This window comes from Ferrovibrio sp. GW821-FHT12E11, assembly GCF_058806975.1.
Map to the genome: position 1 here is coordinate 85,200 of NZ_JBXAQG010000001.1, position 13,008 is coordinate 98,207.

General features: G+C 65.4%; 13 protein-coding genes. 10 read left to right on the forward strand and 3 right to left on the reverse strand.

All coding sequences use genetic code 11. From position 1 onward, the window contains the following. The first annotated feature begins 82 nt into the window (after positions 1-82). The 4 genes from AC1ROT_RS00425 to AC1ROT_RS00440 are packed head-to-tail and all read left to right on the forward strand — an operon-like array spanning position 83 to position 5,078. Positions 83-1,567 carry a cryptochrome/photolyase family protein gene (locus tag AC1ROT_RS00425; RefSeq protein WP_492996826.1) on the forward strand — a complete coding sequence of 495 codons (1,485 nt, stop codon included), beginning with the start codon at positions 83-85 and terminating at the stop codon, positions 1,565-1,567. Then, positions 1,564-2,886: an NAD(P)/FAD-dependent oxidoreductase gene (locus tag AC1ROT_RS00430; protein WP_492996827.1), complete on the forward strand. Its 1,323-nt coding sequence runs from the start codon at positions 1,564-1,566 to the stop codon at positions 2,884-2,886. Before AC1ROT_RS00425 ends, AC1ROT_RS00430 begins: the two co-directional genes overlap by 4 nt. Further along, on the forward strand, positions 2,883-3,689 hold the full coding sequence (locus AC1ROT_RS00435; protein ID WP_492996828.1) for a DUF1365 domain-containing protein: 807 nt from the start codon (positions 2,883-2,885) through the stop codon (positions 3,687-3,689). Before AC1ROT_RS00430 ends, AC1ROT_RS00435 begins: the two co-directional genes overlap by 4 nt. Positions 3,690-3,707: 18 nt before the next feature. Then, the gene (locus tag AC1ROT_RS00440) at positions 3,708-5,078 is read left to right on the forward strand and encodes a class I SAM-dependent methyltransferase (protein WP_492996829.1); all 1,371 of its coding nucleotides are present in this window, start codon (positions 3,708-3,710) and stop codon (positions 5,076-5,078) included. On the opposite strand, the gene AC1ROT_RS00445 is transcribed toward AC1ROT_RS00440, so the two are convergent. Both AC1ROT_RS00445 and AC1ROT_RS00450 read right to left on the reverse strand, forming a co-directional pair. Beyond that, a complete protein-coding gene (locus AC1ROT_RS00445) occupies positions 5,075-5,713 on the reverse strand; it encodes a DUF6134 family protein (protein WP_492996830.1) in 639 nt (212 codons plus the stop codon). The genes AC1ROT_RS00440 and AC1ROT_RS00445 overlap by 4 nt on opposite strands. Continuing rightward, entirely contained in the window at positions 5,692-6,387 is a 696-nt protein-coding gene (locus tag AC1ROT_RS00450) for a ChrR family anti-sigma-E factor (RefSeq protein ID WP_492996831.1), read from the reverse strand. The genes AC1ROT_RS00445 and AC1ROT_RS00450 overlap by 22 nt, the downstream gene beginning before the upstream one ends. A gap of 37 nt (positions 6,388-6,424) precedes the next feature. Between AC1ROT_RS00450 and AC1ROT_RS00455 the strand changes: the two genes are divergently transcribed. The 6 genes from AC1ROT_RS00455 (at position 6,425) to AC1ROT_RS00480 (ending at position 10,850) form a co-directional block, all read left to right on the forward strand. Further along, positions 6,425-6,916 carry a gamma-glutamylcyclotransferase family protein gene (locus AC1ROT_RS00455; RefSeq protein ID WP_492996832.1) on the forward strand — a complete coding sequence of 164 codons (492 nt, stop codon included), beginning with the start codon at positions 6,425-6,427 and terminating at the stop codon, positions 6,914-6,916. Then, positions 6,901-7,545, forward strand: coding sequence for an NUDIX domain-containing protein (locus tag AC1ROT_RS00460; RefSeq protein ID WP_492996833.1), 645 nt, complete (start codon positions 6,901-6,903; stop codon positions 7,543-7,545). The genes AC1ROT_RS00455 and AC1ROT_RS00460 overlap by 16 nt, the downstream gene beginning before the upstream one ends. Positions 7,546-7,615: 70 nt before the next feature. After that, on the forward strand, positions 7,616-8,617 hold the full coding sequence (locus AC1ROT_RS00465; protein ID WP_492996834.1) for a cysteine synthase A: 1,002 nt from the start codon (positions 7,616-7,618) through the stop codon (positions 8,615-8,617). Positions 8,618-8,622: 5 nt separating this feature from the next. After that, positions 8,623-9,345 (forward strand): alanyl-tRNA editing protein, encoded by a 723-nt coding sequence (locus AC1ROT_RS00470; RefSeq protein ID WP_492970664.1) that lies wholly within the window; start codon positions 8,623-8,625, stop codon positions 9,343-9,345. A 24-nt stretch (positions 9,346-9,369) separates the two neighbouring features. Next, positions 9,370-10,230 carry a 3-mercaptopyruvate sulfurtransferase gene (gene sseA, locus AC1ROT_RS00475; protein WP_492996835.1) on the forward strand — a complete coding sequence of 287 codons (861 nt, stop codon included), beginning with the start codon at positions 9,370-9,372 and terminating at the stop codon, positions 10,228-10,230. A gap of 11 nt (positions 10,231-10,241) precedes the next feature. Beyond that, positions 10,242-10,850, forward strand: a complete 609-nt coding sequence (locus AC1ROT_RS00480; protein WP_492996836.1) for a GNAT family N-acetyltransferase — start codon at positions 10,242-10,244, stop codon at positions 10,848-10,850. Here the strand turns inward: AC1ROT_RS00480 and AC1ROT_RS00485 are convergent, their stop codons facing one another. After that, positions 10,851-12,947: a catalase gene (locus AC1ROT_RS00485; protein ID WP_492996837.1), complete on the reverse strand. Its 2,097-nt coding sequence runs from the start codon at positions 12,945-12,947 to the stop codon at positions 10,851-10,853. Positions 12,948-13,008: the final 61 nt, after the last annotated feature.

Here is a 13,008-nt window from a genome sequence, read left to right on the forward strand (position 1 = left end):
CGGCTCCCGCCAATCTGCGTATCACTGAGCGAAGACCGCGGCAGCCTTCTGCCGCCGCGGCGCATCGCAGATACGGCACAGCATGGCGTCGCCCCCGACCACTTCTCCTGTCATCGTCTGGTTCCGGCAGGATCTGCGCCTGAACGACAATCCGGCCTTCGCCGCCGCCGCCGCCAGCGGCCGCCCGGTGCTGGCGCTCTATATCCTCGACACGGCAACGAAGGACTGGGCCATGGGCGGCGCCAGCCGCTGGTGGCTGCATCACAGCCTGACGGCGCTCGCGGCCGACCTGCAGGCGCGCTACGGCATGGCACTGGTCCTGCGGCGCGGCGATCCGGCCCGGATCCTGCCCGCCCTGGCCCGCGAGGCCGGCGCGGATGCTGTGCACTGGAACCGCTGCTACGAGCCGGCGGCGATTGCGCGCGACACCGCGATCAAGACCGCGCTCAAAACCAGGGGCATCGCCGTCGACACCCATAATGCCGGCCTGCTGTTCGAACCCTGGACGGTGAAGACCCAGGCGCAGGGCTGGTTCAAGGTGTTCTCGCCATTCTGGCGCGCCTGCCGCGCCCTGCCCGCGCCGGCCGCGCCGCTGCGCGCCCCGCAACAGGCGCAGGCCTGGCCGCAGCCCCTGGCCAGCGATCATCTGTCGGACTGGCGGCTGCTGCCGCAGATGCCCGACTGGGCCGCCGGCCTGCGCGAGACCTGGACGCCGGGCGAAGCCGGCGCAGCCGCACGGCTGCAGGCTTTTCTCGATGACAGTCTGACGGCCTATGCCGATGGCCGCGACCGGCCGGACCGCATCGTGACCTCGCGCCTGTCGGCGCATCTGCATTTCGGCGAGATCGGGCCGCGCCAGATCTGGCAGGCGCTGCATCTGGCCATCGATCGCGGCGGCATGGGCGTCGGCCGCAATGCAGAGAAATTCCTGTCCGAGATCGGCTGGCGCGAATTCTCGCATCATCTGCTGTTCCATTTCCCCGCGCTGCCGCAGCGCAATTTCCGCGGCGACTTCGATGCCTTTCCCTGGGACGCCAACACAGGCCTGCTCGCCGCCTGGCAGCGCGGCCGCACCGGGTATCCCATCGTCGATGCCGGCATGCGCGAACTCTGGCACACCGGCTGGATGCACAACCGCGTTCGCATGATCGCGGCCTCCTTCCTGGTGAAGCATCTGCGCCAGGACTGGCGCCATGGCGCCGCCTGGTTCTGGGACACGCTGGTCGATGCCGACCTCGCCAACAATGCGGCGAGCTGGCAATGGGTGGCCGGCTCCGGCGCCGATGCCGCGCCCTATTTCCGGATCTTCAACCCCATCCTGCAAGGTGAGAAGTTCGATACGCGCGGGGATTATGTGCGGCGCTGGATTCCGGCGCTGGCCGCCCTGCCCGACAAATACATCCACAAACCCTGGCTGGCGCCGGACAGGGTGCTGGCCGACTCGGGCCTGGTGCTTGGCCGCGACTATCCCGCCCCCGTGGTCGACCATGACGGTGCCCGCAAGGCGGCACTGGCGGCATTTGCCGCTTTACGCGAAGATAACCGCCAGGCAGCGGGGGCTGAATGACAGGCAACGATACCGAACGGCGGCAGCGCATCGCCGTGATCGGCGCAGGCATCGCCGGACTGGGCACCGCCTGGGCGCTGTCGCGCCAGCATGATGTCACCGTCTTCGAGGCCAATGCTTATGCCGGCGGCCACAGCAACACCGCCACCATCGATTACGATGGCGCGCCCATCGCGGTCGATACCGGCTTCATCGTCTTCAACGACTGGAACTATCCGAACCTGACGCGGCTGTTCGATGAATTACGGGTGCCCTCGATAAAGAGCGACATGTCGTTTGCCATATCGGTGGGCGAAGGACAGCTCGAATGGAGCGGCAGCAGCATCGCCACGCTGTTCGCGCAGAAGCGCAACCTGCTGAAGCCCGGTTTCCATCGCATGTGGCGCGACATCCTGCGCTTCAACCGCACCGCGGTGACCGACCTGGCAAGCGGCCGCATGGCGGGCCTGAGCCTGGGCGACTATCTGGCGCAGGGCCGTTATGGCGACGGCTTCATGCTGGATTACCTGCTGCCGATGGGGGCTGCGATCTGGTCGACGCCGCTGGCCGGCATGCTGGACTTTCCAGCCGAGACCTTCGCGCGTTTTTTCAAGAATCACGGCCTGCTCAGCATCGACGACCGGCCCCAATGGTACACCGTGCAGGGCGGCAGCCGCGAATATGTGAAGCGCCTGCTGGCCGCCGGCGATTTCACCCTGCATCTGCACAGGCCGGTGCAGGCCGTGCGCCGCGAAGACGCCGGCGTCACCGTAACGACAGCCGCCGGCAGCAGCCGCTTCGACCAGGTGGTGCTGGCCTGCCACGGCGACCAGGCCCTGCGCCTGCTGGGCGACCAAGCCATGCCAGCCGAACGCGCCATCCTGTCCTGTTTCCGCTTCCAGCCCAACCGCGCGGTGCTGCATCGCGACGCGACGCAGATGCCGGTGCGGCGCAGCGTCTGGGCCAGCTGGAACTACCTGTCGGAACCGCGCCGCGACCTGCAGCGCCGCGTCGGCCTCACCTACTGGATGAACAAACTCCAGTCGATCGACGAGAGCAAGCCGCTGTTCGTGACCCTCAATCCGATCCGCGAGCCGGCGAAAGACACGGTCTTTGCCGAATTCAACTACGATCACCCGCTGTTCGATCGCGCCGCCGTCGATGCCCAGGGCCGCCTGCACGAGATCCAGGGCAAGGACCGCCTGTGGTTCTGCGGCGCCTGGTGCCGATACGGTTTCCATGAGGACGGCTTCAGCGCCGGACTGGCTGTCGCCGCCGGTCTCGGTGTCACCGCGCCCTTCGATCAGGCGGCCCGGCCCCAGCGCGAGGCGGCAGAATGACGGCCGGCGGCGCCGTCCTGCCTGCCGCCAGCCTCTACTGGTGCCGGGTGATGCACGAACGGCGCCTGCCGTTCCGGCACCGCTTCAGCTATCGGGTCTTCTCGCTGCTGCTGGATATCGACGCGCTGCCCGCCATCGCCGCTGGCTCGCGACTGTTCCGCCACAACCGCTTCGGCCTGCTGAGCTTCCACGAGCGCGACCATGGCCCGCGCGATGGCTCCGGCCTGCGGCCCTGGGTGGAAGCCGCGCTGGCGCGCGAGGGACTGAGCGACGCCGCAGCCCGCATCCGCATCTTCTGTTTCCCGCGCCTGTTCGGCTATGTGTTCAACCCGCTCAGCGTCTTTTTCTGCTACGACGCCGCCGAACGGCTGCGCGCCGTGCTGTATGAAGTGAAGAACACCTTCGGCGACCAGCACAGCTACCTGATCGAAGTGCCGCAGCAGCGCAACGCTGCGCCGCTGGAGCATAGCGTGGCCAAGCGCTTCCATGTCTCGCCTTTCCTGCCGCTGAGCGGCGAATACCGTTTCCGCCTGCAGCCGCCAGGCGACAGGATCGGCATCCTGATCCATCAGCACAGTCCGGAAGGCGCGCTACAGCTGATCGCCACGCAGACCGGCCGGCGCGAAACGCTGTCCGATCACAGTCTGTTGAAAGCCTGCATCCGCCATCCCCTGATGACCGTAAAAGTCATGGCTGGCATCCATTGGGAAGCGCTGCAGCTCTGGCGCAAGGGTGCGGCCTTCTTCGGCTGGAGCGCGCCGCCTTCGGAGGCGGTGACCGCCGGGAAAAGCAAGGTCGATTGAGCGCAATGGGAGCGTTGTATGAGTGAAGCCTATGCCGACCGCAAGAATCCGCTGAACGCGGCTGCCGAAGCCGCGATGGAAGCGGCGGCCGACGCGATGGCGCAGGCCGGCCTGACGCACCATCATCATGACATCCTGCCGGCGCCATCCTACGAACCGGTGCAACTGAAAACCGCGCAGGATGCCTTCCGGCTGTCCGACCTGCCGCGCTGGACGCGGCTGATGCTGTCGCTGTCGCCGCGCGTCAGCCATGGCAGCCTGACCGTCACCCTGCCCGATGGCCGCTGCGTGCAGGCCCGCGGCAGCCAACCCGGGCCGGACGCGGCCCTGCGCATCAACGACCATCGCATGGCCAAGCGCCTGCTGCTGGGCGGAAACCTGGCTATCGGCCAGGCCTATATCGATGGCGATTTCGACTGCGACGACCTCGGCGCACTGACCGAATGGGCCTGCATCAACACCGACCTCGATTCCACACTAATGGGCCAGCCCTGGCTGCGGGCCCTGCGTCGCATCGGCTTCGCCTTTGCCGCCAACAGCAAGCGCGGCAGCAAACGCAACATCGCCTATCACTACGATCTGGGGAATGATTTCTACAGCCGCTGGCTCGACCCCTCGATGACCTATTCCGCCGCCCTGTGGCAGCGCGGCAGCGAAAGCCTGGAAGAAGCCCAGCTCAACAAATACCGCCGCCTCGCCGGCGAGACCCTGCAGCTGAAACCGGGGCAGCGCCTGCTGGAAATCGGCTGCGGCTGGGGCGGCTTTGCCTGTCTGGCCGCGAAGGAATACGGCGCGCAGGTCCATGCCGTCACCATCAGCCGCGAGCAGCATGACTATGCGCAGGCCCGGGTGCAGCGCGAAGGTCTGAACGAGCGCGTGAGCATCGAGCTGTGCGACTACCGCGACCTGACGGGTCAGTATGATGCCGTGGCCTCCATCGAGATGATCGAGGCCGTGGGCGAGAAATACTGGCCGCTGTATTTCGGCCAGCTGCGCGATCGCCTCCAGCCGCAGGGCCGCGCCGGCGTGCAGGCCATCGTGATCGCCGACAAGTATTTCGAGGATTACCGCGGCACGATGGATTTCATCCAGGCCTATATCTTCCCGGGCGGCATGCTGCTGTCGCCGCAGACCGTGACGCAGCAGGCCGGGGCCGCCGGGCTGCAGATCGCCGATGCCTTCAGCTTCGGCCGCGATTACGCCCGCACGCTCAATCTGTGGCATCACGCCTTCGAAGCAGCCTGGCCGCAGATCCGCGCGATGGACAGCCGGCTGCAGGCCTTCGACGAGCGCTTCCGCCGGATGTGGCGTTATTACCTGGCCTATTGCGAGGGCGGCTTCAACGCCGGCACCATCGACGTGGTGCAGTACGGCTTCAGCCGCAACTAGCGCAGGCGATATTCGATCCGCGAACCGTCCTTGCCAGGGAAGGCTGCCTTCACCCATTGGCCAGTCCGGTCGTACCAGAGGGTGAGATCGATATCGCCCAACACCTGGTAGCGCCGCGCCGGCACTTCGCTGCGCAGAGCCGAGGCCATTTCAAACCGTTCAGGCTGCACGCGCAGGGCCAGCACGCGACCGTTCTGGCTGTCCATGATGGTGGCGCGGCTGACAAAGTCGCTGCGCCAGTAGCTGGTGGGCATGGCATCGGCCGGCAGCCGGCCGCTAAAACGCGAGCCCGTCACCTTCAGGTCATTGCCTGCGGGATCGGCCTCCACCTGCAGGGTTTCGGCCGTGCCATCATTGTCTGTGGTGGATTTCAGGGCCTGCAGGCGATCGCCATGCCAGACTTCCTCGGACTCATGCAGATAGCGGAATAGCGTGAGCGGCCCGAAAGTGACCCTGAGTCCGATATCGATCTTCACATGGGCGATATCGCCGTCGCGGTCGATCACCACGCGATGATGGCCGATGGGTTCGCCATTGCGAAACACCTCGAAATCGCGCGTCTCCAGCTCGCCGGCACGCCCGGCGCCAGCAGCCAGCACAGCGACCAGGGCTGCTATGCCGAGACTTTTGCCCATTGATTGAAGAACCAGCCAAGGCGACCGCTGAAATTCAGCGGCGCGTCGGTGACGGCCAGGCAGAGACAGGGCTGGTCCAGCATGGCCAGCGGCCGATGCTGCAGACTGCCATCGGCGACCTCCAGATCGCCGCGCTGGAAGGTGCCATGCTCGTCGGTATAGCCGCCGCTCAGCACCAGCGTCATTTCGTTGCCGCGATGGGTATGCAGCGGCAGGCCGGCGCCGGGTGCGATTTTCAACAGGCTGACCATGCCACCCTGCGACTTGTTTGCCGGCAGCGCATGCGACTGCAGGCCGGCGCCGCTCCAGCGCCATGAGATGTCATCCACACCGCGACCACCCAGATAGTCGAGCAGCGGCTTGGGCAGGCCGCCGGCAGGCCGCGAGGCCGCCCTAGGTGCTGCCGGTTCCTGCGCGCCCAGACGCGCCGCCACGGCGGCAAAACCCGCCGCCGCGACCGGTGGGGTCTGGTTCTCCATCAGGGCACCGGCCGCCTGCTCGATGGCGGACAGTTCGCGGCGGCAATGGGGGCAAAGGGTCAGGTGGCAGGCCACGACCAGCGACCACGGTTCCGCCAGATTGCCGCCGGCGTAATCGAGCAGCAACTCAGCGGGGATATGGTGCTCCGGTACCCGCGAAGCGGGCTGGGTGCTGGCCAAATCGGTCACAGACATGATCTTTGCTAAACCCTGACGCTTGGATTACATCGTAATGTACGCAAGTTTTCACAATGTGGATCAATCCCCCGGCAGGTCAAGCCAGCTGTCTATGCGGTATTTTTTCTACGGCACGCTGTGCGACTCCGATATCCAGACCCTGATTCTCGGCTACCGCCCCGGCCCGCGGCAGCTTGAGCCGGCGCTGCTGCACGGCTTCCGCCGCAAGCAGGCCCAGGGCCGCAGCTATCCCGTGCTGATTCGCGCCCCCGGCGGCGTGGTCGACGGCCTGCTGTTCCGGGCGGCACGCCCCACAGACGCCGGACGCCTCGCCCGTTACGAAGGTCCGGAATATGTCAGCCGCGCCCTGCCGGTGAGACCAGCCAGTGGCGCCGGCAGCCAGCGCGCCCTGGTGTTCCTGCCCGCCGGCCCTGTTCTCCCCGCCGCCAAGACCGACTGGCATCTGGCAGGCTGGCAGCGTAGCCATAAGGATGCCTTCCTTCATTTGCTTCACAGTCAGGGTCCGATGCCATGCGCAAGCAGATAAGCACCAGCCACCAGCCCTATCCCGTCGAGGTCACGCGGCAGGAGCAGGTCTTCCGGGGTCACCTGAAAGTCGACAAGCTCTGGCTGCGGCATGGTCGCTTTGAAGGCGGTGCACTCGAGATCGACCGCGAGGTGGTGTATCGCGGCGATGCCGTCTGCGTCATGCCCTACGATCCGAAGCGCGACGAGGTGGTGCTGATCGAGCAGTTCCGCGCCTCCGCCCTGTTCAATGGCGACCGCGCCTGGATGGTGGAAACCGTGGCTGGCCTGATCGAGGACGGAGAGTCGACCGAGGAGGTCGGCATCCGCGAGCTGAAGGAGGAAGCCGGGTTGGACGCCATCGGGTCGCTGCTGCCGGTCGGCATGGTCTATTCCACGCCGGGCTTCTGCTGCGAGCGCTTCCACATGTTCTGCGCCCAGGTGGATGCCGGCCGGGCCGGCGGCTTCCACGGACTGGCCGCCGAGCATGAGGATATCCGGGTCTTCGCCATGCCCTTCCCCGAGGCTTTTGCCCAATGGGAAGCCGGGAAAATGCCCAATTCGCCGGCGACCATCGGCCTGCTCTGGCTCGGTTTGTACCGCGAAAAGCTGCGGCAGAGATGGGCCGATCCCCGCGGGTTGCGACCCTAACCCCCCCTCGGTATAGGATGGGTTTCGGGGGACGCTATATCAGCCCGAGACCCAGGATATCGAGCCCGGCATGGACATTCGCAAAGACTTCGTCGACAGCATCGGCAACACCCCCCTGATCCGCCTGAAAGCCGCCTCCGATCTCACCGGCTGCGAGATCTATGGCAAGGCCGAATTCATGAATCCCGGCGGTTCGGTAAAGGACCGGGCGGCGCTGTATATCGTGCAGGATGCGCTTAAGCGCGGCACCCTGAAACCCGGCGGCACCATTGTCGAGGGTACGGCGGGCAATACCGGCATCGGTCTGGCCCTGGTGGGCAATGCGCTTGGTTTCAAGACCGTGATCGTGATGCCGGATACCCAGAGCCAGGAGAAGAAGGATTTCCTGCGCCTGTGCGGCGCCGACCTGCGCCTGGTGCCGGCCGTCCCCTACAAGGACCCGAACAACTACGTGAAATATTCCGGCCGGCTGGCCGAGGAGATCGCGAAGACCGAACCCAAGGGCGCGATCTGGGCCAACCAGTTCGACAACATCGCCAACCGCGCGGCGCATTACCACACCACCGGCCCCGAGATCTGGACACAGACGGGCGGCAAGGTGGATGGCTTCACCTGCGCGGTCGGCTCGGGCGGGACGTTTGCCGGCATCCTGATGGCGCTGAAGGAGCGCAATCCGAAGGTGCAGGTCGCGCTGGCCGATCCGATGGGTGCGGCGCTGTATCACTACTACAAGCATGGCGAACTGAAGTCCGAAGGCAGCTCGATCACCGAAGGCATCGGCCAGGGCCGCATCACCGCCAACCTTGAAGGCATCACGCCCGACGACGCCTTCCAGATTCCCGACGAGGAAGCGCTGCCGGTGGTGTTCGACCTGGTGCAGCATGAAGGCCTGGTGCTGGGCGGCTCGTCGGGGATCAACGTGGCCGCCGCGATCCGCCTCGCAAAGAAAATGGGGCCTGGACACACGATCGTCACCATCCTGTGCGATGGCGGCGCGCGCTACCAGAGCAAGATGTTCAACCCGGACTTCCTGCGCAGCAAGAACCTGCCGGTTCCGGCCTGGATGGTGTGAGCGCCATGACCGAGTTCCTGTTCCGCGACGATGCCTATCTCACCCACTGCGATGCGGTGATCACCGCCATCGACGAGCGCGGATTCCAGACCGACAAGACCGTGTTCTATCCGACCGGCGGCGGCCAGCCCGGCGATAGCGGCCGCTTCGTGCTGGAGAGCGGCGACGCCATCGCGATTGCCGACACCCGCAAGGGCGATGGCCCCGAGGGCATCGTCCATGTGCCAGCCGGCGGCTCGGCCCTGCTGAAGGTTGGCGCTCGCGGCCGGCTGGAGATCGACTGGGCGCGCCGGCATCGCCTGATGCGCATGCATACCTGCCTGCATCTGCTGTCGGTGCTGGTGCCCTTCCCGGTCACCGGCGGCCAGGTCAGCGATGGCAAGGGCCGGCTGGATTTCGACATGGCCGACAGCATCCCCGACAAGGACACGCTGACGGCGAAGCTGAACGAACTGGTTGCCGCCGATCATGCGGTGACCGCGCGCTGGATCACCGACGAGGAGTTGCTCAACAGCCCCGACCTGGTCAAGACCATGGCGGTGAAGCCGCCGATGGGCCTGGGTAAGGTGCGCCTCATTGAAGTCGCCGGCCTCGACAAGCCGCTCGACCTGCAGGCCTGCGGCGGCACCCATGTGAAGCAGACCGGCGAGATCGGCGCGGTCGCCGTGCGCAAGATCGAAAACAAGGGCCGGCAGAACCGCCGCGTCAGCATCGAATTCGCGGCATAAAGACCGCAAGCAGGGAGCAGTCGCATGAACTACGTCAATCCGGATGCGCTGGTATCGACCGAGTGGCTGGCCGAGCATCTGAAGGCACCCGATCTGCGCATCGTCGATGCCTCCTGGTATCTGCCGACCATGAGCCGCAACGGCAAGGCCGAATATGCCGATGCGCATATCCCTGGCGCGGTGTTCTTCGATATCGACGAGATCGCCGATACCGATGTGCCGCTGCCGCATATGCTGCCCAGCCCGGAGAAATTCTCCGCCCGCATGCGGCGCCTTGGCATCGGCGACGGCAACCGCATCGTGGTCTATGACGGCTCGGACGTGCATCTCTCGGCACCGCGCGCCTGGTGGATGTTCCGCGTCTTCGGCCATACCGACGTGGCCGTGCTGAACGGCGGCTTCAAGAAGTGGAAGGCGGAAGGCCGGCCGGTAGAAGACCTGCCGCCGCTGCCGCGCGAACGGCATTTCACCGCGCGGCGCAACGACATGCTGGTGCGCGACGTGGAACAGGTGCGCACCAACATGGCCAGCCCGCGCGAACAGGTGGTGGATGCCCGCAGCAAGGGGCGCTTCGACGGCACCGAGCCGGAGCCGCGCATCGGCCTGCGCGGCGGCCACATTCCGGGTTCGCTTAACGTGCCTTCCTCAATGATGACCGATCCACAGACCGGCCTGTTCCAGTCGGCCGATGTTTTGCAGGACATCTTCGGCAAGGCCGGCGTCGACCTGAGCAAACCGGTGATCAACAGCTGCGGCTCGGGCGTTTCGGCCTGCATCCTCACGCTGGGCATGCATCTGCTCGGGCATCGCCAGGTTTCGGTCTATGACGGCTCATGGACCGAATGGGGCGGTCGCGCCGACCTGCCGGCGGAACTGGCCAAGTAACGATCCGCCGCATGGCCGCAGCCCGCGATACCGAGAACACGGTTGCGCCGGCGATCTTCCGGCTGCGCCCGGCCGAACTGCTGGATGACGGCCGCTACAATGTCACGGTCGTCTATCTGGATATGCTGAAAGCCCTGCCCGAGGGCAGCGAACGGCCGCCGCTGGTGCCCAAGCTGGCGCTGCTGCGGCTGGAGAAGCCCACCGTCGGCTTCTATCGCTACCTCTACGACACGGTCGGCCGCGCCTGGCACTGGGTCGATCGCCACCGCATGAGCGATGTCGCGCTGGGCCAGGTGATCTGCGATCCGCTGGTGGAAATCTGGGTACCCTATGTCGGCGGCGTGCCGGCCGGGTATATCGAACTCGACCGCCGCGACGAGGACAGCGATCCGCGCAAGCCGATCAACATCGCCTATTTCGGCCTGGCGCCGGAATTCTTCGGCCGCGGCCTGGGGCCATGGCTGCTGCGCACCGGCGTACGGCAGGCTTTCTCCTACGGCACGCAACGGCTGATGGTGAACACCTGCAACCTCGACCATCCGGCCGCACTGCCGCTTTACCAGAAGACCGGCTTCCGGCCCTACCAGACCCGCGACGCGCTGTTCGATCCGCGCCGCTAATCAGCCGGGACTGCGCAGCTTGGGCTCACGGGCCCAGATGCGGTGCTGCTGCGCCGCCTTGATGAAGGCCGCAACGCCACCCTCGAGCGCCACGATGCCGTCATCCTTCTCGACGCCGGCCTTGTCCATCAGAGGTTTGGCTGCGGCCACATTGCCGATCACCTTCAGATGGCTGAAGGCATCATGCACCCAGGCCACGGCACCGGCCTCACGCACCAGTTTCTTCACGCCATCCGTGGAGGGCAGCAGCACCACCGCATCGAACAGCACGGATGGACCGCCCGAGATCGTGTGATTGGCAGGCGTGACCTTGCCGTCGCTGAGTTTCACGCCGCCGATCTTGGGGGCGATGATCTCGACCACCGCGCCTTCGTCCTGCGCCGCCTTCTGAACGGCCGCCAGCAGCTTGGCATCGCCGCCATCGGTGACCAGAACGCCGATCTTGCGACCCTTGATGGTGGGCAGGGCCTTGGCGATCAGGCTGAGCGCCTTCGACGGCTTCATGGTCTTGGCCGCAACGGCGGGCGTCAGCTTTTCCGCCTGCCCCTCCATGCCGAGCGCGGCTTCCACCTGGCTGCAGAGATCGTCATGCACCAGCTTCAGGCGGCCCAGCATGCGCTTGCGGATGGCGATGGTTTCCACCTTGGCCAGTTCGAAGGCAAAGGCGCTGACGATATGGGTCTTCTCCGGTTCGGTCATCGAGAGCCAGAACAGCCGCGCATGGCTGTAGTGATCGGCGAAGCTCTCCGACCGGATGCGCTGCTTCTCGCCGGTCAACGGCTCGGGGAAACTGGTGAAGCCGGCCGTGGGGTGTTCGCGCGGGCTGTCCGGATCGAGACTGTTGGGCTCATAAGCAACGCGGCCCTTGGGTACCGCCATGCGATGGATGCCGTCGCGCTGGAAGTTACGCATCGGGCAGACCGGGCGGTTGATCTCAAGTTCATGGAAATTCGGGCCGCCAAGGCGGCTCAACTGCGTATCGGTATAGGAGAACAGCCGGCCCTGCAGCAGGGGATCGTTAGTGAAGTCGATGCCGGGCACGACATGGCCCGGATGGAAAGCGACCTGCTCGGTCTCGGCAAAGAAGTTGTCCGGATTACGATCCAGAACCAGCTTGCCGATCATCTGCACCGGAATCATTTCCTCCGGGATCACCTTGGTCGGATCCAGCACGTCGAAGCCGAGCGCATCGGCGGTCTTTTCATCGAACGCCTGGATGCCGAGTTCGAATTCCGGATAATCGCCGGCCTCGATGGCGTTCCACAGATCGCGGCGATGGAAGTCATAGTCGGCGCCGGCCAGCTTCACGGCTTCATCCCAGATCAGCGAGACCGAGCCGATGGTCGGCCGCCAGTGGAATTTCACGAAGGTGGATTTGCCCTTGGCATTGACGAAACGGAAGGTGTGCACCCCGAAGCCTTCCATCATGCGGTAGCTGCGCGGGATGCCGCGATCCGACATCGCCCACATCAGCATGTGGGTGGTTTCCGGCATCAGCGAGGCGAAATCCCAGAAGGTGTCATGCGCCGAAGCCGCCTGCGGGAAGGCGCGATCAGGTTCCATCTTCACCGAATGCACCAGATCGGGAAATTTCATCGCATCCTGGATAAAGAAGACCGGGATGTTGTTGCCGACCAGATCGAAATTGCCTTCCGAGGTATAGAACTTCACGGCAAAGCCGCGCACGTCGCGCACGGTGTCGGCCGAACCGGCGCCACCAGCCACCGTGGAGAAGCGCACGAAGACCTTGGTCTTCTCGCGCGGATTCTGCAGGAAGGCCGCATTGGTCAGCGCGCTCTGGCTTTTATAGACCTGGAAATAGCCATGGGCGCCCGAACCTCGGGCATGCACGATACGCTCCGGGATGCGCTCATGATCGAAATGGGTGATCTTCTCGCGCAGCACGAAATCTTCCAGCAGCGTCGGTCCACGCGCACCCGCCTTCAGGGAATTCTGATTATCGGCAATCGCCGTGCCCTGGTTGGTGGTGAGACGGTCGCGACCGTCGGCCGCCGTCGCCTGCTGGTGCGTTTCGCCACCCTTGCCTGCAACGGTCTTCAGGCCCGCCTTTTTGGACGGTGCTGCTGTCTTGGCCATGATCCACCTCTGCTGGTCTTTTCCTTGGAATGATTCCAATGAAAATTCGCCAACAAAGTTC

Bases quoted from the DNA above. Each gene is read 5' to 3' on its own strand.
- AC1ROT_RS00445 (WP_492996830.1), bottom strand. From the start codon at position 5,713: ATGGGCAAAAGTCTCGGCATAGCAGCCCTGGTCGCTGTGCTGGCTGCT.
- AC1ROT_RS00480 (WP_492996836.1), top strand. From the start codon at position 10,242: ATGGCCGCAGCCCGCGATACCGAGAACACGGTTGCGCCGGCGATCTTC.
- AC1ROT_RS00455 (WP_492996832.1), top strand. From the start codon at position 6,425: ATGTACGCAAGTTTTCACAATGTGGATCAATCCCCCGGCAGGTCAAGC.
- AC1ROT_RS00425 (WP_492996826.1), top strand. From the start codon at position 83: ATGGCGTCGCCCCCGACCACTTCTCCTGTCATCGTCTGGTTCCGGCAG.
- sseA (WP_492996835.1), top strand. From the start codon at position 9,370: ATGAACTACGTCAATCCGGATGCGCTGGTATCGACCGAGTGGCTGGCC.
- AC1ROT_RS00465 (WP_492996834.1), top strand. From the start codon at position 7,616: ATGGACATTCGCAAAGACTTCGTCGACAGCATCGGCAACACCCCCCTG.
- AC1ROT_RS00440 (WP_492996829.1), top strand. From the start codon at position 3,708: ATGAGTGAAGCCTATGCCGACCGCAAGAATCCGCTGAACGCGGCTGCC.
- AC1ROT_RS00470 (WP_492970664.1), top strand. From the start codon at position 8,623: ATGACCGAGTTCCTGTTCCGCGACGATGCCTATCTCACCCACTGCGAT.
- AC1ROT_RS00430 (WP_492996827.1), top strand. From the start codon at position 1,564: ATGACAGGCAACGATACCGAACGGCGGCAGCGCATCGCCGTGATCGGC.
- AC1ROT_RS00435 (WP_492996828.1), top strand. From the start codon at position 2,883: ATGACGGCCGGCGGCGCCGTCCTGCCTGCCGCCAGCCTCTACTGGTGC.
- AC1ROT_RS00485 (WP_492996837.1), bottom strand. From the start codon at position 12,947: ATGGCCAAGACAGCAGCACCGTCCAAAAAGGCGGGCCTGAAGACCGTT.
- AC1ROT_RS00450 (WP_492996831.1), bottom strand. From the start codon at position 6,387: ATGTCTGTGACCGATTTGGCCAGCACCCAGCCCGCTTCGCGGGTACCG.
- AC1ROT_RS00460 (WP_492996833.1), top strand. From the start codon at position 6,901: ATGCGCAAGCAGATAAGCACCAGCCACCAGCCCTATCCCGTCGAGGTC.